Raw genomic sequence first — 20,836 nt, forward strand, 5'->3', positions numbered from 1 at the left:
AACATAACTATTATATCATTTTAACGAAAAAAATACGACAAGCAGTTGTCGTATTTAAATCGTTATAGTGATTTTTGTTCCAACATCTAATTTAGATTCAAGAGTAATAGATCCATTGTGGATATCAACTATGTGTTTGATGATTGATAATCCAAGCCCTGTAGATTCTTGTGAAGAACGTGATTTATCAACAACGAAGAATCTCTCAAACACTCTAGTTTGGTATTTTTCAGCTATACCAATTCCAGTATCCTCGCAAATTATTTTAGTTTTGTCATTTTCTTTGAATATTGAAATCTTAATTTTACCTGAAGTCTTGTTGTATTTAATTGCATTTGTAACTAAGTTTTCAATCATTTCTTTAATTAAATTTTCGTTACCGTATATCATGCAATTTTCCTGTAAATCCGTAACAAGTTCAATTTTTTTATTATCCAATTTGTTTTGGTTAGAAGTTACTATTTCATCGATTATTTTTTCAGGATTAAATAAACTTTTTTCAATATTATCTTCTGATTCATCTAACTTGGAAAGTTTAATAATATTATCGATTAATTCTAATAATCTCAATCCTTCTTGGTGTATTATTGTAGCAAACTTACCTACATTTTCTGGACTAACCATGTTGTTTTCTATCATTTCAGCATAACCATTAATTGAAGTAAGAGGAGATTTTAATTCGTGACTAACATTCGCTGAAAATTCTCTTCTTCTTTTTTCAGCCTTAATTTTGTCACTCTCATCTACTAAGAACAATAAAACTCCATTTATAGTATCTTCATCTAATACAGGTGCAATATACATTGATAATAGAATTCCTTGCATTTCAATATTTATATGATGCGCTGTTTTAGTTGATATTACATTTTTTATTGCAGAATGGATTTTTAAATCTCTGTTTAATGAAATAAAGGGTCTTCCTTCATACTTTGAATCATTTGCTCCAAATAAAAACTCAGCAGACTTATTAACTGACAAAACATTCATATTCTTATCAAGTAGGATAAGACCTTCTCTCATATTGTCTGTAATAGTTTTAATTGTAGTTGACCTTTCTTCTAATTCATCTACATATTTTTTTATTGTATCATTCTTGCGTCTAATAATATTGATAAAAGGTATAAGCTCATCGTAAACTGGTTGTTCTAATAATTTTGATTCTTTGTCATTAACGATGTTATCATCTAATTCATTGGCAATAGTTTCTATAGGATCTAAGATTTGTCTTATTTGTCTTCTATTAATATCGATTAATAATATTAATGATAATGCTAATATCAATAGGGTATAAGGCAATAAATCCAAAATAGTTTTCAAAAAGCTAGAAGATTCGCAGCTAACTCTAAGAACATCAGAATTTTGCTGAAGTATAGCAACATAATACATACTTTTATCAAAACTATCAGACTTACGTGTTATTGAACCGATTTTGGATTCTCTTGCATCTTTTATTTCTTCTCTGTTTGAGTGATTATCCAAAGAGTCTACATTTGTATCAGTATCATATACTACGCTTCCATTTTCATCAATAATTGTAAATCTATTTGAAGGATTAATCCTTTTAAACTTTTTTATATTTGTAATAGTCTTATCACGACTATTATCGCTGATAGAATCCACGTATTGTATTTGACGTAGGAGAGAAGTTTCTTCTTTAGATTTGTTATAATTATAAAATATAAATGTTTGTAAGCCTAATCCAATTGCTAAAGCTATTATAATGACAAGAGAAATTCTAGTGTAAATTCTTCTTTTCATCATTCACCAGCTTTGTATCCCAGATTTCTTATTGTTTTGATTATGCTGGAAGCGTTTTTTAGTTTTTGTCTTAAAGTTGCTATATGAACATCAACTGTACGTGATTCTCCTTCAAAATCGAATCCCCAAATTTTTGTCATGATATTTTCTCTAGTCAAAACTTTTCCGACATTTGATAGGAGATAGTACAATAATTCAAATTCCTTGTAAGTCAATTCTATATTTTCTCCATCAACACTAACTGTTCTCTTATCATAATCTAATTCAATGTTCTTATAGATAATTTTAGATTTTGTTTTACTTAGTGAGGATCTTCTTAGTAGTGCTCTGACTCTTGCTAGTAGTTCCATAATACTAAAAGGTTTGATCATATAATCATCAGCGCCACTATCAAGACCTACTATTTTATCGTATTCTGTAGTCTTGGCAGTAAGCATCATTACTGGAATGTTTTTTGTTTTTTCGTTATTTCTTATTTCTTTTAAAATTTCAAGACCACTTTTTCCCGGAAGCATAATATCTAGAATAAGTAAATCAATGCTAGAAGAATACAATGTGGATTTGAATTCTCCATAGTCTCCAAATCCCATTGCATCGTAGCCTTCGTTATTAAGTGCATAGATAATTAATTCTCTTATGCTTTTGTCATCTTCTACACAGCAAATCATTGTGCATTTTCCTCGTATCTTTCGCCAGTAACTGAGAAGATTACCCAAGTTGCGATTCTTTCTGCATTATCGCCAATTCTTTCAATGTATTTTGCCACTTGAATTAAATCTATAATTTGTTCAGGATTTTCACAACCAGATTTAATCAATTCTATTGATTCTTCCATGAAGTGTGCAAAAAGCTCATCAACCTCATCGTCTTTTTTGATTACAGAATTTGCCAATTCGACATCATCATCAGTAAAAGCGTTGATACTTTCTACAAGCATTTTTTGTGCACATTTACCCATGGATCTTATCATTGTCAAATCTTTTGGAAGTTTTGATTTACCAATCAACAAAACAAGTTCTGAAATTTCTTGTGCATGGTTTCCGATTTTACTCATACAAGAAAGAATTCTTAGTGCTGATGAAATAAATCTCAAGTCTTTTGCGACAGGAGATTGTGTAGTAAGAAGTCTCAAACAAGTATCTTCTACTTCTTTTGACATTTCATAAATAGTTTCTTGAGAATCATAAACTTTTTGTGCTATTTCCAAGTCTTGAGTTTCCAATGCGTAAGTGCTTTGTTCAATTTGTCTTTCGACATTTGCTCCGAGAAAAATTAAATTATGTTTTAATTCTTCTAATTGATGTGTAAAATATTTTCTCATAATACCACCTCTTTTTAACCGAATCTACCAGTAATATAATCTTCTGTTCTTTTATCCTCAGGTTTTGAGAACAGTATATCAGTATTATTAAATTCTATAACTTCACCTGTCAAGAAAAATGCTGTCTTATCAGAAATACGAGCAGCTTGTTGCATATTGTGTGTTACCATTATAATAGTATATTTTGATTTCAAATCTTGACACAAATCTTCGATTTTATTAGTTGAGATAGGGTCAAGAGCTGATGTTGGTTCATCCATTAATAATACTTCAGGTTCAACAGCCAAGGCTCTTGCGATACAAATTCTTTGTTGTTGTCCACCTGAAATTGAAAGTGCGTTCTTTTTCAAGTTATCTTTTACTTCATTCCAAATAGCAGCACCTTTTAAAGATTTTTCAACAATTTCATCTAACTTAGATTTATTTTTTTCTCCATGTAATCTTGGACCATAAGCTATATTATCGTAGATTGACATTGGAAATGGATTAGGTTTTTGAAAAACCATACCGACTCTTTTTCTCAACAAGTTTACATCGTAATTTTTATCGTATATGTCTTTGCCATCTAAAGTTATTAAGCCTTCGATTCGACAGCCATCAATAAGATCGTTCATTCTATTTAGACACTTAAGCATTGTAGATTTACCACAGCCAGAAGGTCCAATAAAAGCGGTGATCTCATTAGATTTCATTTCCATATTGATTTTCTTTAGAGCTTGAAAATCATCATAATATAAATCAACATCTTTTATACTTATCTTAGACATTATTTACTTCCTTTCGTCAATTTTTTTCCTATTAAATTGGAAACTATATTTATTATTAAAACTAAAATTACTAATACAACGCCAGTTGCATAAGATTCTTCTACATGGAATCCTTCAGAAGATAATACATACATGTGTAATGCTAAACTTCTTCCAGATTGCATCAAACTTGATGGCACACGAGGGTCTGTTCCTAATGTAAACATCAATGCAGCCGTTTCTCCTACAACTCTTCCTATTGAAAGAATAATTCCAGCCATGATTCCAGGCATTGCAACAGGAAGTAGTACCTTTCTTATAGTATACAACTTTCCGGCTCCCAATGCATAACTTCCAGCTCTTAATTCGTCATCGATTGATAACAAGGCTTGTTCACTGGCTCTAATTATTAATGGTAGTACCATTATGAACATTGTAAGAACTCCAGATATTAAAGAATATCTAAACTTTAATCTCATTACGAATAACAACATACCAAATAAACCATAAACAATTGATGGAATACCAGATAATGTTTCTGTTGCAAGTCTGATAAGAGTAACTACTTTAGAATTCTTCTTAGAGTATTCAGACAAATAAATTGCTGTAAATATTCCGATAGGACTTGCAACTAATAATGTCAACAAAACTAACATAACAGTAGTTTTAATTGAAGGCATCATTGAAACGTTCTTAGAAGTATAGTGGTTTGAGAACATACTAGGTTTTAAATGGGGAATACCATTAACTAACATGTAGATAATTAAATAAAACAATACAGCTAAAGTAATAAAAGCCATCAAATAAATAAAACCTTTAATGATTCTACTTTTAGTTTTATTTTTTCTTAAATTTTTTAAACTATTTGTTGATACATCAATAGAATTATTTTCCATTATTTACACCTCTCTTAATCAAATTAAATATTAGATTTATTAAAAGTATAAATACGAATAATACCATAGCGGTTGCAATCAAAGCATCTCTATGAGCACCAGACGCATAAGCCATGTCCAATACGATGTTAGTTGTCATAGTACGCGTTCCTGAAAAAATACTTTTTGCTATTATAGGTTGATTTCCTGCAACTAAGTATACTGCCATTGTTTCTCCGATAGCACGTCCAATTCCGAGTATGACTGACGATAATATACCAGACTTTGCAGCAGGAACTACAACCCCCATTACAGCTAATTCGTGACTAGCTCCAAGAGCAATACTTCCTTCATAATAAGAATCTACAACAGTATTTATTGCACTTTCAGATAATGTGATTATCGTTGGCAAAATCATAATTCCTAAAAGAATGGAAGCTGTGACTATGTTCATACCAGTTCCTCCAAAAGCTTTTCTAATCATTGGAACTATAACAACCAAAGCGAAGAAACCGTAAACTATGGATGGAATACCAGCCATTAAATCAATACAAGGTCTTAAAAAATTATATAATTTTTTGGGGCAGAACTTTGCAAGATAAATCGCTGTGAAAATTCCAATAGGGACTCCTATAATTATGGAGCCAATAGTTACATAAATACTACCGATAATCATTGGAAGTATACCAAATTGAGCAGGGACATCGACTGGAGCCCAATTCTTACCAAATATAAAATTAGTTAAGCCAACTTTTTTTATAAAAGGCATTGATTCACCAAAAATGAAAAAACATATTAAAACTATCGCAAAGATAGAAGTCAATGCTGATACTAAAAATACGTATTTCATTATTGATTCAGATAAATATTTCTTTTTCATATTAAATCCTTTCTTTATTTTTATCACCTTAATAATATCAAGGGCTTGTAAAATTAATGCGATAACAATGTTAATTAAATGTAAAGTTTTTTTAAGCAATAAAGTAAAAATCTGTAGAAATAGGGAAGTATTACATTTTACAAATGTAAAATAAAATTTTTCAAAATAAAAAACAGACCTCATAAGAGATCTGCTTTTGAGAGGAATTATTTAGAAATTTCAGACCAAGATTTAACTTTGCCTGTGAAGATATCTTTTACTTGTTCTAAAGTTAAATCTGTTGCGTTAGTATTTTCTTTGTTTACTATAACTGCTATACCATCAATAGCGATAGGTTGAGCTTTTAATTGTTCTTTTTCTTTGTCTTTTAATTCTCTTGAAGCCATTCCGATATCGCATACGCCTTCAATAGCTGAGTTCATACCAGCTGAAGATCCTGTTGATTGGATTTCGATTTCTACTTCTGGATACATTGCTTTGTAGCTTTCTGCTAATTTTTCCATTAACGGAGAAACTGAAGTTGAACCTGCAACTACGATTTTACCTTTTTGAGAATTTTTGTTGTAAGCTTTAGCTTCTTCAGGAAGTTGTTCATAACCTTCTTTTTTAACAATTTCTTGTCCTTCTTTTGAAAGAATATAATCTAAGAAATCTTTTGGAAGTGGTTTTAGTTCTCCTTTATAAGCAATATTAAAAGGTCTTGAGATTTTGTAATCTCCTTTTTGAACATTTTCTGATGTTGCTTCAACACCGTTGATTTTTACTGCGTTAACTTTGTCATTTAAAGATCCTAATGAAATATATCCAATAGCGTCTTTATCTTGACCTACAGTCATCATAACTGCGTTTGTACTGTTTTGTACTATTGCAGAAGAAACTGTTTTGTCTTGTTCTTTTCCGTCAGCACCTTTTTCTAAGATTTTAGTGATTTCTGTAAATGCTCCTCTAGTACCTGAACCATTTTCTCTTGATACTACGTGGATTTCTCCTCCAGCACTTTCGTTTGATTTAGAATCTGTAGAAGTAGTTTCTGTTTTGTTTGAGTTGTCTGATGTCTTTCCATCATCTTGTTTTGCACATGCTACCATGAATACTCCAAATACTAGCATCATAGCAACTAGCATAAATTTTTTGATTTTCAAATAAATCATCCTTTCATATTTAATTCACTAATAGAATACATGTAATGTTTAAAATTCATATAATATTATTGTAAATTGTATGTAAAGTTATTTGTTTACATTTTTTAAAAGTAAAGTGTTATACTATTTCTAGGAGGATTGTATGAAAAAACTACTATTAATTACAACTGGAGGAACTATTGCTTCAGTTGCTACAGATAAAGGATTAGCGCCGGGTCTTCAAGCAAAAGATATATTAGAATATGTAAAATTTAGAAAATTTGATTTTGAATTAGATACTATCAGTTTATTCAGTATTGATTCAACAGACATAAGACCAGAGCATTGGCTACTTATCAAACAAACTATAAAAGAAAATTACGATAAATACGATGGATTCGTAATAACACATGGTACAGATACTTTGGCGTACACTGCATCTGCGTTGGGTTATTTAATTCAAAAAAGTCCGAAGCCAATCGTAATTACAGGTGCTCAAAAATCCATTTCAAATGATATTACAGATGCAAAGAATAATTTAATTGATGCATTGATATTTGCGAGTAAAGAAAAATCACACGGAGTTAATATAGTGTTCAATGGAAAAGTTATTTGTGGAAATAGAGCCAGAAAAGTTAGAACAAAAAGTTTTGATGCATTTGACTCAATTAATTATCCATTAATTGCTATAATTCACGATGGTAAAGTTTTAAGATATATTGATGATAAGTCAGAAAGTAATGTAGAATTTTACGATAAATTAGATGAAAGCGTCTATTTGTTGAAATTAATTCCATCAATGAGAGCAGATATTTTAGAAGATATTTTCGAAAAATACGACTGTATTATCGTGGAAAGTTATGGAGTGGGTGGAATGCCTGCAGGAATATCCGAAGAGTTTTTGAGATTAATGGAACAATACTCTACAAATAAAATAATCGTGATGACAACTCAAGTTCCACAAGAAGGTTCAGATATTGGAGTATATCAAGTAGGAATGAGAATCAGAGAAAATTTAGACGTATTGGAATCAAAAGATATGACATTAGAATCAGTAGTATGTAAAATGATGTATGTAATGGGAAAATACAACAGAGATATTCAAAAAATACAAGACGAATTTTACTCAATTATAAATCATGATATTTCAATAATAGAATAAGAATATTAGCGGTAAAATAATTTTAAAAAAATATTTTACCGTTTTTTATTTGCAAATTTTGAAAAGTATGAAATATGAATTATAATTTAGTTAGAGGAAAATTATGAAAAGAAATGTAGATTTTTATGTAAAAAAAAGAAATGAATTGATTGATTTGTTAGATGAGGAGAAAATAACAAAACAGGAATTTATTTCAAGAAACAACGTATTGATTAATAGTTTCAATCTAAGACCTTTCACTGATATTAAAACAGTAAATGAGGGAGTTTTTAACTATCAATATTATAATTTAAAGGCTAAGGAATACAATACAATAGCTAACAGATACAAAAACAAAAAACCTAAGAAGTATATTGCATCTTTAAACAAATGCAGGAACTATTACCTAGAAAAAGATAATACAATTTTGAAGATTTTGGAATTAATAGAATACAAGAATGTTGAAGCATATTACATAGACATTTTGTCTTACAGAATGAGGGATAATCTTTTTGAAATTGTACTCAAAGATTATGAAAAGATGATTTTTCACACAATAAATGAAAATATCAAACAACATTTGATATCAAATAATGTTTTTGAACCAATAAAGAAAAAATCCCTTATCGATTCTTATGTCAATAAGGGATATTAATTATTTCTTTATTTGATTTACTATTTCTTCTGTAGTCATATTTTTATTTAATTTGTAATTGCCATCCTTAAAAGCAGCAACATTGTTTTGCTTTAAGTAATCTAAGAATTCTTGTTCATCGGTAATTATGTTTCCACTGATTAAAATCTTTGAAACATCCAATTCTTTTGCCTCAGGTGGAATTGTGATTTCAATGTCTTTAACTTCTTCAGTAACTTGTTGGATTTTTAAATCCTTTGAGTAAGTTTGAGAATTTGTATAGTTTTTGGAAAACATTGAATTAATTGTTTTGTAAACATAAAATGTTGTAGCTACTAGAATGAGCAATAATAATAAAAGCTTTGCAAATTTATAAATAAAGTCTACTATTGTATCAATAAAATTTTTCATTTTTCACCTTCCTTATTAAATTATAATGATTTATTAACAATTTTTCAAATAGGAGCAATAATGAGACATATAAATATAGATAATTCAAATAGCAACCAAAGAGTAGATAGGTTTATTATGAAATTGATGCCAAAAATGAGCAAAAATTATATCCAAAAACTTATCAGAACTAAAAAAGTAAAAGTTAATAAAAAAAGGACAGAACCTGATTATAATCTGAAAATTGACGACGTGGTAAATATTTATTTGTACGATGAAGTTATTGAAAAATATCAAGATAATAAGGTATACTCCGCTGAGGATTTTAACTTGGATATAATCTATGAAGATGATGATTTAATATTGATTAATAAAAAAACAGGAGTATTATCACACGCAGCTAATTCTCGAGATTATGGGAAAAATATAGTGGATATGATGGTAAGCTATTTGATAAAAACAAATCAGTTTACTCCAACACAAAACTCTACATTTACACCAGCTTTAGTAAATAGATTGGATAGAAATACTTCTGGCATTGTTGTAGGTGCAAAAACTTATGATAGCTTGAAATATTTTAATGATTTATTCAAAAAACACGAAATTACTAAGATTTACGAAACTATTGTGGTTGGTAATCTCAAAGACCAAACAATTGATTTGGCGCTAGAAAAAGATAATGATAAGAACAAATCTGTGGTCAATTCTAGTGGAAAGAAAAGCATGACAAAAGTATGGAATGTAAAAAATTTCGGGAAATATTCACTGGTCAATGTAGATTTATTGACTGGAAGGACACATCAAATCAGAGCTCATTTGTCACATATTAATAACCCTATAATTGGAGATATTAAATATGGAAACAGAGATGTTAATAAATATTTCAGAAATAAGTACGATTTAAATTTTCAATTATTACATTCGTATAAGCTAATATTTCCAGAAAAAATGGAAAAATACCAAAAATATCAATCTATGGTTTTTGAAAGCAAAAGAGATGATTTATTTGAGAAAATATTGAACGATTTGGAGAGTAAATATGATTAAGATAATTAACAACAACAAAATATACGACTATGAAGATAAGACGATTTATGATTATGGCATTCAACGTGGTTTTGAAGATAGTATTGTTGCATTAAAGAACAATAAACTTGTCGATATTATGAGTAGTATAGATGATGGAGATACGATTGAGTTTGTAAATGAAAACAGCGTTTATTCACAAGACACATTGATGAGAACAGGAATATTGCTGTTGCTATTGGCATTTAAAATAAAATTTCCCGAAGATCAATTGGTAGTTGAATATACAATTGGAGACTATATGTATCTTGAATTCGAAAATAACAACGAAATTCATTTTAGAGATTTGGAAGAAATTAGAGAATTGATGAATGATTTGATTAATCAAAATCTTAGAATTGAAAGAGTAAAAGTTTCCAGGAAAGAAGCTTTTGATATTTTTGAAGAGGAAGGATACATTCAAAAATCGAGACTATTAAAAAGTTTAGACAAGGATGAAGTGTATTTGTACAAATGTCACAATCATTACTTCGGTATAGAAGGATTTGTAGCTCCATTTACGAGATTTTTGAAATATTACAAACTTATAAATTATTTTCCAGGAGTTGCATTAAGCGTTAGTAGAACTGGTGAATTTACTGAATTTAAAGAACAAAAAGCTCTCTCAAAAATATTCTATAAATCAAAAAAATGGACTGAAATGTTGGATATTGGTTATGTGGGAAGTTTGAATGAAAAAATTCAGGATGGAAATATGGATTTTTTGGTTAGCGTAAATGAAGCTTATTTTGAAAATCAAATTTCATATATTGCCGACAAGATTATTTACAACAATGCGAGATTAGTTCAAATATCTGGACCTTCTTCATCAGGGAAGACCACAATGGCTGAAAGACTTTCTGTGCAATTAGCTGTAAGAGGTAAAAATCCTATTCCTATTTCTATGGATAATTATTTTGTAAATAGAGTGGACACTCCTTTGGATGAAGACGGCAACAGGGATTACGAATCGATTAATGCACTTGATTTAAAAACATTTAACAGAGATTTAATGAGATTATTAGAAGGCGATTATGTTAATTTGCCAATTTATAATTTTATCACAGGCGAAAGAGAATATGGCGATACTTACACAAAACTTGACAAAAATGGAATTATAATCGTGGAAGGAATTCATGGACTTAATCCAAAACTTACAAGTCTAGTTCCAGACAAGGACAAATACAAAATTTATGTATCAGCATTGACACAACTAAGTATTGATTGTCACAATAGAATATCAACTACAGATATGAGACTTATGAGAAGAATGGTGAGAGATTTCGTTCAAAGAGATAAAAGCGTAGACGATACATTGTCTGAATGGCCAAGAGTTCACGCTGCTGAATATATTAATGTTTTTCCATATCAAAATGAAGCAGACAGTATAATAGACTCATCATTAATTTATGAAATTAATATTTTGAAAAAATACGTCTTGAAATTAGTGGAAAATTACGACAAAAACGGTCATAACTTTACAGAGATTGAAAGGTTAAAATCCATTTTGAATTATTTTATAGAAATAAAAGACGATTCAATAGTCCCTAAAAACTCAATTTTACAAGAATTCATAGGAGATTACAATGAATAAGAGAATTGTGTACACTAATTCAAATTCTTCAAAGCTTTTTGATGAAAATATGTCTTATTTAAAAAATCAAATTAGAAATGGCAACACTGATTTTATTTTAATTTTGCCAAATAGAAAGCTAATTAAAAATATTAGAAATAAGTTTTTAAAAGAACAATCGGTGCTATGCGACGTGAAGATTTGGACTATAGATGATCTAGTAAATGCTTCAGATATTTCAACATATTTGACAGATTTGATTTTGAGACTGGCAATTCAAGAACTTATCGATGAAGGGATGTTTGAGGATAATAAATTTTTCAATTCTAATGGAATGATAAATTCATCCAAAAGATTTATATCTACATGCAAGTATTCAAATAAAAAAATAGATGAGCTTGAAGAGATTTCTAGTCACAATGTTAGTTTAAATATTTTAAGTAAAGTGTATGAAAAATATCAAAGCATTATGAAACAGTATAATTTTCTGGATAAATTTGATGCCTATGACACAAAAAATCTTAATCTTCAAAAAAACAAGGATATTTACATTCATGGATTTAGTGAGTTTCGACCAATTGAATTGGAAGTAATAAATCAGTTGAAAAATTATGATGTTAATGTCTATATTTACGTGGATTATTATAATGAATACAAAAGTGAATTAGTAAATCAATTGCGTGATATTGGATTTGATGTTATTCAAAATGAAGATAAATCAAAACCAAATAAATTCATTGAAAAGAAGGTAGTTAAATTAACCAATGAAATTTTGGAAAAAGACAGGCTAATTAATGAAATATCAAAAGATTCATACACTTATGATTATAATAAAATGGCAATTCTTTTAGAAAAAGATTCCTCAAAAAGGGAAATATTGAATTCCTTGAAATTACACGATATTCCAGTTTTTGGAGATGATTATATTTCTTATCGTGACTACAAATTTTTCTTAGATATAATTAATCTACTTGATAATACGAAAACTTTAAAGCAATATATTTTTTCTACACTAGATAGTTGTTTTATAGAATTTGATTTGAAGGATAAAGTCACGTTCAGAAGTATATTGTCAGATTTTGAGTTTGATGATTGGGAAGATTTAGTTAAAATTTTGAAAGTAAATGTTAATTATGAAACTAATTTACAAATTTTAAAAGAGATTAAATCGTATTATTTATATTTTATAGAAACAAACATTAATGTTTTAGCTAATCTTATAGCAATAATTCAAAAAAAAGAAAGTTATGATAAAGGATTTAATTTATTTTCTGAAAAACTTTTGATAATACTTGAGGATTTGTATAAAAATCATGCTGAACTTGTTAAAAAATCGAAAAATATTAACTCTTATTTGATGGATTTGATAAAAAATTTGAAGGTTGATTCTACAGATTATTTAGTAGATGGAATTAGAATATATTCCCTTACGGATATTAGACTTTCAAACTACGATGTTTTATACGTAGTTAATATGAATGATGATGTGATTCCAGGAAAAATTAATTATGATTTCTTTAACAATGAAGATAATATAGAATTTCTACAAAAAAGAGGAATCGACATTTTGTCAGACGCAGAAAATAGAAAAAGAAATATTGACAGATTTATTGATGCTATAAATAGAGCGAATAAAAAAATTTATCTGTCTTACAATACTGAGAGCAACATAAAATCAAGATTGATTTTGGAAAAGAACATAAAATCAAGTCAAAAGATAAAGAAAATTAACATGAAAAATATCAAAAAAATTGACACAAAAAAACTTCACAGCGTGTCAGCTTATGAGAAATATTCTTTGAAACAACATTTAAATAGAATAGAAAGCAGAATATCCTCAAAGAATATTTCTGATTTTGAAGTAGATGACAAAACGACACAATATATATTGAAGAAAGAATTATCTTCAACTCAGCTTGAAACATATTTTGAATGTCCAATGAAGTTTTATTTTAGATATTATTTGAAGCTTAAACCGCAAATAAAGTCTAGACAATTGGATATTGGAACTATTTTGCACAACACATTGGAAGAATTTTACGGAATAAATATTTCGCAAATAAGAGATGCTATAGATAGCAAATGTGAGTTAGATGTTTCAAGTTTGGATGAATTACTCAGAAATTCTTTTGAAAAGTTCGGATTAAACACTGATATTAAGGAAAATGAATTTGATTACGAAAAGTATTTGAAAAAACTAAAAGACTTTATTCGAACTGATATTTACAATATGAAAAACGAATCTGAAAAGTTTTACCCTTATAAATTAGAAGAAGATTTTATTGTTAGTTTAGATGAAAACACCAAATTTATTGGAAGAATTGACAGGGTTGATAGAACAGATTCAGGTAAAATTAGATTAATAGACTATAAATTATCGAAAAATAGTTTCAGGAAAGCTAAAGATTTGGACAAAAACAAAGGATTTCAATTTGCAATATATTCTTCGTACGGTGATGTTGTAAGTTGTAAATACAAAAGCATTAGAGATAATGAAGAATATGAATATCTTCAAAATGTTTCAAAGGATCAGTTGGATGAAATTATGATTCAGAAAGTAAAAGAATTCAGAGAAAATATTAGGAATAAGAACTTATTTGTAAAAGCAAGTGATGACAATTCTTGTAAATATTGTGATTTTAATAAAATTTGCAAATTAAAAAACACAGAAGGGAAAGCTAGCAATGATTAAATTCAGCGACAATCAAAAATTAGCTTATTCAACGATAAATCAAAATGTTTGTGTAAATGCAGGTGCAGGAACTGGTAAAACAGAAGTAGTTTCTGAAAGATTTAGATATATGTACGAAAAAGGTATCGACATTAAAAGTATCGTGTGCATTACTTTTACGAACAAAGCTGCTGATGAAATGAAGGATAGAATTATTCAAAAGCTAAACAATCCCAGACTAATTGACGACATAAATGTATCTACCATTTCATCTTTTTGTAAAAAAATTGTATCAGATAATTCGTACTATTTATCCATAGATCCTAGCTTTCAAATCATTGAAGATGATCAAGCAAATAAAATGATTAATGAAATTTTTGACGAAATATTAGAATATAGAATTGATTTTATCAAGAAGCTTGGCAATGTGTTAGATATTTCATATTCAGACACACTTAAAATTATCAGAGATTCTTTCAATAAATTAAGGACGAATAACATAGACTTTGAAGTTATTAAAAGAGAAACAATTCTTCAACTAACTAATCTTAGAAATGTTGACGATGAGGATATTATCGGAATAAAAAGTTATCTATTTGATCTAAGAGAAGAATCAGATAATATCAAAGGACTTACGAAAAATAGTAGACTATATAAATTTTTGCATGATGATAAACAAATTTTGGAAATTCCAGAATATACTAGATTTTTGTTAGAAAGTTTTGACAATCTTGGAGAGAGCAAGAAAGAAAATGTTCAGGAACTAATTGATGAAGTGAACAAAAGAATTGATGCGATACTTTCAAATAAAGAAAAAGATTATATAGATTTGTACGAAGGTTTTTTCAATATTTTGATAGAAGTTAATAGAGAATATTCAATAAAAAAGAATGAAAAAAGTTTCTTAGATTTTAACGATATTGAAATAATGTGTAAAAAAGCTCTGGAAAATGGTGATATTCTAAAATCGTGTAAAGAAAAATATAAATATTTTATGATAGATGAATATCAAGATACATCAAATCTACAAAGAGATATTTTTTATACACTGTGCAGCGACAATGAGGCTTTGGATAGAAATAATCTTTTCGTAGTTGGTGATCCGAAACAAGCCATATATAGTTTTAGGGGAGCTAACATAAAAGTATTTGAAAAAACCAGAGAAGACATAAAAAAAAGTGGCGGAAAAGACATCACTTTTTATGAAAATCATAGAACTCATCCAAATATAATGGAGCCTATTAATTACATTTATTCTAATAAAATGAAGGATAGATACGATAGCTTAGTCGCAGTTAATGAATTGGGAGAAGTAATCGGAAGAGATGAATTTAAACTCAACAATAAGGACGCAAAAACAAAAGATGATTCCGCAGATATCTTGGTTTCATACATCAATGAAGATAATTTTAAAGACACTGCTATCTTAGCTAGAACTAAGAATGATTTCTCGGAATACGAAAAAAGATTAGCAAATAGAAATATTCCTTATTATATTTTCGACAAACAAGGACTTGAAGAATGCAGAGAAATATTAAATCTGATTCAGTTCATAAAATACGCACGATATGGTGATGACATAAGTAAAGTAGGAATACTATCTAATGTATATGATGTGGGTTACAATGAAATATTGAATCAAACAGATAACTATCAATCTACTATGAAAAAAATTGATGAACAAGTTGTAGATTTTACGGAAAATCTTACAAAATATACGATTTACGATTCAATGTCTAATTACATTGAACAGATTGACTACTTAGGATTATTTAATGATCTTCAAGCAAAGGCAAATATAATTAAATTTTTGGAAATTGCAAAGCAATTTGATGCCAACAACTATAGTATAGAAGATTTTGTAGATTATTTTGAAAATAATACTAACTTATATCAAATGTCTTTTGAAGATGAACACAGTGATTTGGTAAAACTTATGACTATTCACAAATCAAAGGGATTAGGTTTTAGTAAGGTCATAGTGGATAATTTGTCAAAGCCATCAATTAACAAAGATAAATTTTTATTATTTATAGACAACGAAAACATTCAGATGCAATTCGTGCTAGATTTTCCTTTTTCAAAATTCAGAATGATAAAAGTTAAGAAATTAATTGAAGAAGAGGAAGATTACGAAGTTGACAACGTATACTATACGGCATTCACACGTGCAAAAAAAGAATTATCATTTTCGAATTCAAAAAAATCAGGACATTTCAAACAAATAAGTCCATACATTGAGGACTTGCAACAAAGAGGAAGTATAAGATTTTTAGAATTAAATGAGAAATCTTTTTTACTCGAAAAAATACAAACAAAATTCGATATACCAGAACCAAAGAAAGTAAAAGTCGAAAAACTTATTCCAATTGGTATTACAAGTATTTTAAATTCCAATGAAGAAATTTTTGATAGTAATCTTCAAAAATCTTCAATAAATTATATATTACTTGGTAATTTGGTTCATATGTATGCGAAATTATCTGACGGAAGTAATTATCCATGTATAAAAGAAGTAGATTTCTTAAATGAAGATGAGAAGGAAATTTTCAATGTCGCAACTAAAAACTTTAACTATTTCATAACAGATTTTTCAAATTATAAAAATGAAATGGATTTTAATTTATTGTACGAGAATCTTATGATATCTGGATTTATGGATAGAGTGGAATTTTGTGATGAAGAAATAAAAGTTTATGATTATAAAATTAGTTCACAATCACAAGAATACTTGTACGAAAAATACCACATGCAATTGAAGTTTTATTCTTATGTTTTGAACAAAAAATACAACAAAAATATTAAAATGATTCTTGTAAATTTAAGAAAAGGATACATTATTGAAAAAAATTACGACCAAAATTGCGAACAAGAGGTTGAGGTTTTTCTTAACAATTATGTAAATCAATTGAATTAGCTAAATTATGAGTTATAATAATACATGAGGTGTGATATGAGTATTAAAGTTCTTTTAGTGGAAGATGAAGATAATATAAGACAATTTACAAAAATAAATTTATCAAGAGAAGGATTTGAAATATTAGAAGCTGAGTCTGGAGAAAAAGGCGTAGAATTAGCAGAATTAAACAAGCCAGATGTAGCTGTTTTAGATATAATGCTTCCTGGGATTGACGGATTTGAAGTTTGTAAAATTTTAAGAAATAAATTTCCGGATATTGTTATTATAATGTTGACTGCAAAAACTCAAGATAACGATAAAATTGAAGGACTTGAAAGAGGAGCAGACGATTATTTGACAAAACCATTTAATCCGCGTGAGTTGATACTTAGAATAAAATCTGTTTTGAGAAGAAGTCCACAAAAACAAAACAATAGTCAAATTATTGAAGATGAAACATTCAAACTTGATATGTATTCGAGAACTTTTTATAAAAATGGAAAAGAAATTACATTGACTCCAACAGAACTTAACATAATAAAGCTTTTGATGCAAAATCCTGGAAAAGCAATTACTAGAGATGAATTGATGGATAAAGCATGGGGTGAAGATTTTATAGGTGATGCTAAAATTGTTGATGTAAATATGAGAAGATTGAGAAGTAAAATTGAAGAAGATTCAACTCATCCAAAATATATTGTAACAGTTTGGGGAGTTGGTTACAGATGGGAAAATAAAAAATAATGAGTATTAAAAACAAAATAATGTATTCCTTTGTATTTTTAACAAGTATTACCGCGATAATACTTGTTATATTTTCGATTTATGCTACTAAGTTTTATTATTATTCTACAATGGAAGGTGTTTTGAATAACGAAATAAGGTACTCTACTAATTTATATAGTTCTTATATGGCAGACTATGAATTAGATGAAGTAATTGCCGAAGACAAAAACCAATTTTACAGACAAACTGACTGCCAAGTGCAAATTTTGGATAATAATCAAGTTGTCGTGTTTGACTCAATAGCAAGCCCTAATTTGGGTGAAAAAATAGAAACATCTGATGTAGTTAGCGCGATAAATGGTCAAAGTGGAAGATACACTGGAAAAGTTAGTTATTCTGATTCAAATATTATTTCTGTTTCAGTACCACTTGAATCCAGGGGAAAACAAGTCGGAGTTTTAAGATACATTTCAAGTTTAAAAGAAGTAGACAGGGCAATAAGAGTGAAGTCAGTATCGTTCGCTTTGTTCGGATTTTTGGTAATATTATTCAGTATTTTATTGAGTAAAATTTTAACTAAAAGCATTATCAAACCAATAAATAGTCTTGCAAAAACTGCTGAGAGAATGGCTAAAGGTGATTTGGAAGTAAGAGCAAAAGAAAATGATGCAGATGAAATCGGAAGACTTGGAATGACTTTGAATTTATTGACGGACAATATTAACAAGAAAGAACAATTGAAAAACGAATTTATTTCAAGTGTGTCACATGAATTGAGAACACCGTTAACTTCTATAAAAGGATGGGCACAAACATTAAAATATGATCCTTCAGATTTAGAAACAACAACTATGGGAATTGACATAATCGATAGCGAATGCGACAGACTTACAAATATGGTTGAGGAGTTACTTGATTTTTCGAGATTTACTTCCGGAAGAATTTCAATAGTTAAGAGAAAACAAAACTTAATTGAATTAGCAGAACATATCAAAAACCAATTAATTCCTAAAGTTCGTTCAAAAGGAATTGATTTGATATTAAATTATGAAAGTCCAGAACTCATCGCTACATTTGACGAAGATAGAATCAAGCAAGTTTTCATTAATATTTTAGATAATGCTATAAAATTTACTCCAGAAAAAGGAACGATAATTATTAATATTGAAAAAACGGAAAAATTTGCAGAAGTATCTATAATAGATACAGGGATTGGAATTTCATTTGAAGAAATAGAACTTGTAACTGGAAAATTTTACAAAGGATCCAATTCGAATTCTCATGTAGGTTTGGGGCTTTCTATTTGTGAGGAAATAGTAAAACTTCACAAGGGAGAATTGATGATTAAATCTAAATTAGATGAAGGAACTACAGTTTCGTTTACATTGCCATTAGGAGATGATGAAAATGAAAAAGACAACTAGTATTTTGGTAGGTACGATAGTTTTAATTTTGTTGATTGTTTTCATACTGTTCAGAAATAAAGAACAATCTGCAGTTGAAAATATTAAAGTTCCAGAAAATAATTTATTGGTCGCAGCAGGTGTGTGGCAAATTGATAAGAAAGAAAGCTTTTCTGATTCTAAATCCAAAGTTTCGGATGAAATAGGTAAACTTTACGTCGATGAATCTATAGTTGTTTTTGGAAAAAGATTTACTATAAACCCTAAATTTTCGTCTAAATTTGTCAGTTTACAAAATTATCTAAGTAAAAAAACAAGCGATGAAAATATAAGTAAGAAATTTTCTAAAGATAAGAAAATGGTCATTACAATTTCTGATGGCAGCAAGTTTTATCAAGATGTTGTTGTAATGGATAAAAACAATATAATTTTACCATACAACGGAGTGCTTTATTACATGAAAAAAACTGAAAATCAAGTCAGCAGAACTTTTATTGAGAATTATCAGTCAACCTATGAGAGTAAATATTATGAAAATAAAGGAAACAATTTAAAAGACAAAGAAAATATTGCTCTTTTAATTGGAATCAAAAATAAAGTTGTAAGAAATGATGAAAGTGATATATCTTATAGGACTATTTTATTGGATATCGACAAGAAAAATCGCGCACAGATTTATCAAACATCTGCATTGTTTTTCCCTAGAAAAAATGGGTTCTGGACTATGGAATACAAAAAGAATGAATTTGATAATAACTATGTAGAGCAATTCTTAGCTAAGCCAGTTTATTCAGGAGATAATTCTAAAGAAAATAAAAAATTGGAATTTGACACATCTGCAGAAATAACATACCTAGGTCCAGAATACATTTCAATCATGAGAAATAAGGATCAATTTGAATATTATTCTATATATGATATAGATAAAATGAGCAATAATAATGAACTTAATATTGATCAAATCGGTGGTAAAGAGGCTGTAAATGTATTAAAGAATTCTATAGCAGAAGAATCAACAGATTCAAATTCCGAAATTTCTTTAAACGATAAAAATGAAGATTACAAAAATATTGGAATTGTAAGAAATTCTGGTAAATGGAATTATCAAACACAATATACATTCAAAGAAAATAATGAGATTAAGTTGAAAAATGTAATACTTAACATCGTTTCACATTTGAATTTATCACCAGATGAATTATCTATGAATTGGCAATCTATAAAAAATTTAAAGAGCAGTGCGATAGATGCATATTCTTCTCCTGATAAAAGAATACTAATAGTTCAAACGACGGATGAAATATTAATTTATGATTATTCTAACGATAATAAATTAATAGGTAGTATACCAATTACGAAAGATGATTCTATTATAATGAGTGAATGGGCAATAGGAAATTATGCAGAAATGTGGAAAAAAGAATTTCAAAACAACGATAAAATTCCATCATCATTTATTACTAACCTAAGACAATAAAAATTAATAGAAAAAAAGAAGTAGATAATCTATAAATGACCTGAACCCCAAAATCCGGAATACGGATGGAGGGGTTTTCGTATGCCAAAATATACAAAAGAATTTAAAATAAAATTAGTACTAGAATACTTATCAGGTGAATCAGGTGGAATCAAA

General features: G+C 28.4%; 17 protein-coding genes. 9 read left to right on the top strand and 8 right to left on the bottom strand.

Annotation, left to right across the window (positions count from 1 at the left end; translation table 11 throughout):
• Positions 1–54 precede the first annotated feature (54 nt).
• From GKG00_RS07555 to GKG00_RS07585, 7 genes are all read right to left on the bottom strand, one after another.
• A complete protein-coding gene (locus GKG00_RS07555) occupies positions 55–1,758 on the bottom strand; it encodes a PAS domain-containing sensor histidine kinase (protein ID WP_154254934.1) in 1,704 nt (567 codons plus the stop codon).
• Positions 1,758–2,426 carry a response regulator transcription factor gene (locus tag GKG00_RS07560; protein ID WP_154254935.1) on the bottom strand — a complete coding sequence of 223 codons (669 nt, stop codon included), beginning with the start codon at positions 2,424–2,426 and terminating at the stop codon, positions 1,758–1,760. The genes GKG00_RS07555 and GKG00_RS07560 overlap by 1 nt, the downstream gene beginning before the upstream one ends.
• On the bottom strand, positions 2,423–3,079 hold the full coding sequence (gene phoU, locus GKG00_RS07565) for a phosphate signaling complex protein PhoU (protein WP_154254936.1): 657 nt from the start codon (positions 3,077–3,079) through the stop codon (positions 2,423–2,425). The genes GKG00_RS07560 and phoU overlap by 4 nt, the downstream gene beginning before the upstream one ends.
• 14 nt (positions 3,080–3,093) lie before the next feature.
• Positions 3,094–3,846, bottom strand: a complete 753-nt coding sequence (pstB, locus tag GKG00_RS07570; protein ID WP_154254937.1) for a phosphate ABC transporter ATP-binding protein PstB — start codon at positions 3,844–3,846, stop codon at positions 3,094–3,096.
• The gene (pstA, locus tag GKG00_RS07575; protein WP_154254938.1) at positions 3,846–4,721 is read right to left on the bottom strand and encodes a phosphate ABC transporter permease PstA; all 876 of its coding nucleotides are present in this window, start codon (positions 4,719–4,721) and stop codon (positions 3,846–3,848) included. Before pstA ends, pstB begins: the two co-directional genes overlap by 1 nt.
• Positions 4,711–5,580, bottom strand: a complete 870-nt coding sequence (gene pstC, locus GKG00_RS07580; RefSeq protein ID WP_154254939.1) for a phosphate ABC transporter permease subunit PstC — start codon at positions 5,578–5,580, stop codon at positions 4,711–4,713. Before pstC ends, pstA begins: the two co-directional genes overlap by 11 nt.
• A gap of 206 nt (positions 5,581–5,786) precedes the next feature.
• Positions 5,787–6,722: a substrate-binding domain-containing protein gene (locus GKG00_RS07585; protein WP_154254940.1), complete on the bottom strand. Its 936-nt coding sequence runs from the start codon at positions 6,720–6,722 to the stop codon at positions 5,787–5,789.
• Positions 6,723–6,864: 142 nt separating this feature from the next.
• On the opposite strand from GKG00_RS07585, the gene GKG00_RS07590 reads away from it, so the two are divergent.
• Both GKG00_RS07590 and GKG00_RS07595 read left to right on the top strand, forming a co-directional pair.
• Positions 6,865–7,863: an asparaginase gene (locus tag GKG00_RS07590; RefSeq protein ID WP_154254941.1), complete on the top strand. Its 999-nt coding sequence runs from the start codon at positions 6,865–6,867 to the stop codon at positions 7,861–7,863.
• 103 nt (positions 7,864–7,966) lie between these two features.
• Entirely contained in the window at positions 7,967–8,497 is a 531-nt protein-coding gene (locus tag GKG00_RS07595; protein ID WP_154254942.1) for a DUF6648 family protein, read from the top strand.
• Here GKG00_RS07595 and GKG00_RS07600 read toward each other — a convergent pair whose 3' ends face one another.
• Entirely contained in the window at positions 8,498–8,887 is a 390-nt protein-coding gene (locus GKG00_RS07600; RefSeq protein WP_154254943.1) for a hypothetical protein, read from the bottom strand.
• Between the two features lie 60 nt (positions 8,888–8,947).
• Here GKG00_RS07600 and GKG00_RS07605 point away from each other — a divergent pair, with 60 nt between their 5' ends.
• From GKG00_RS07605 to GKG00_RS07635, 7 genes are all read left to right on the top strand, one after another.
• The gene (locus tag GKG00_RS07605; RefSeq protein ID WP_154254944.1) at positions 8,948–9,913 is read left to right on the top strand and encodes an RluA family pseudouridine synthase; all 966 of its coding nucleotides are present in this window, start codon (positions 8,948–8,950) and stop codon (positions 9,911–9,913) included.
• Positions 9,906–11,525 (top strand): nucleoside kinase, encoded by a 1,620-nt coding sequence (locus GKG00_RS07610; protein ID WP_154254945.1) that lies wholly within the window; start codon positions 9,906–9,908, stop codon positions 11,523–11,525. The genes GKG00_RS07605 and GKG00_RS07610 overlap by 8 nt, the downstream gene beginning before the upstream one ends.
• Entirely contained in the window at positions 11,518–14,196 is a 2,679-nt protein-coding gene (locus GKG00_RS07615; protein ID WP_154254946.1) for a PD-(D/E)XK nuclease family protein, read from the top strand. The genes GKG00_RS07610 and GKG00_RS07615 overlap by 8 nt, the downstream gene beginning before the upstream one ends.
• Positions 14,189–17,092 carry a UvrD-helicase domain-containing protein gene (locus GKG00_RS07620; RefSeq protein ID WP_154254947.1) on the top strand — a complete coding sequence of 968 codons (2,904 nt, stop codon included), beginning with the start codon at positions 14,189–14,191 and terminating at the stop codon, positions 17,090–17,092. Before GKG00_RS07615 ends, GKG00_RS07620 begins: the two co-directional genes overlap by 8 nt.
• 36 nt (positions 17,093–17,128) lie before the next feature.
• Positions 17,129–17,818, top strand: coding sequence for a response regulator transcription factor (locus tag GKG00_RS07625; RefSeq protein ID WP_094224581.1), 690 nt, complete (start codon positions 17,129–17,131; stop codon positions 17,816–17,818).
• Between the two features lie 122 nt (positions 17,819–17,940).
• Entirely contained in the window at positions 17,941–19,224 is a 1,284-nt protein-coding gene (locus GKG00_RS07630; RefSeq protein WP_241673563.1) for a HAMP domain-containing sensor histidine kinase, read from the top strand.
• The gene (locus GKG00_RS07635) at positions 19,208–20,680 is read left to right on the top strand and encodes a hypothetical protein (RefSeq protein WP_154254949.1); all 1,473 of its coding nucleotides are present in this window, start codon (positions 19,208–19,210) and stop codon (positions 20,678–20,680) included. Before GKG00_RS07630 ends, GKG00_RS07635 begins: the two co-directional genes overlap by 17 nt.
• Positions 20,681–20,836 lie beyond the last annotated feature (156 nt).

Source organism: Finegoldia sp. BIOML-A1 (assembly GCF_009678325.1).
Classification (GTDB): domain Bacteria; phylum Bacillota; class Clostridia; order Tissierellales; family Peptoniphilaceae; genus Finegoldia; species Finegoldia magna.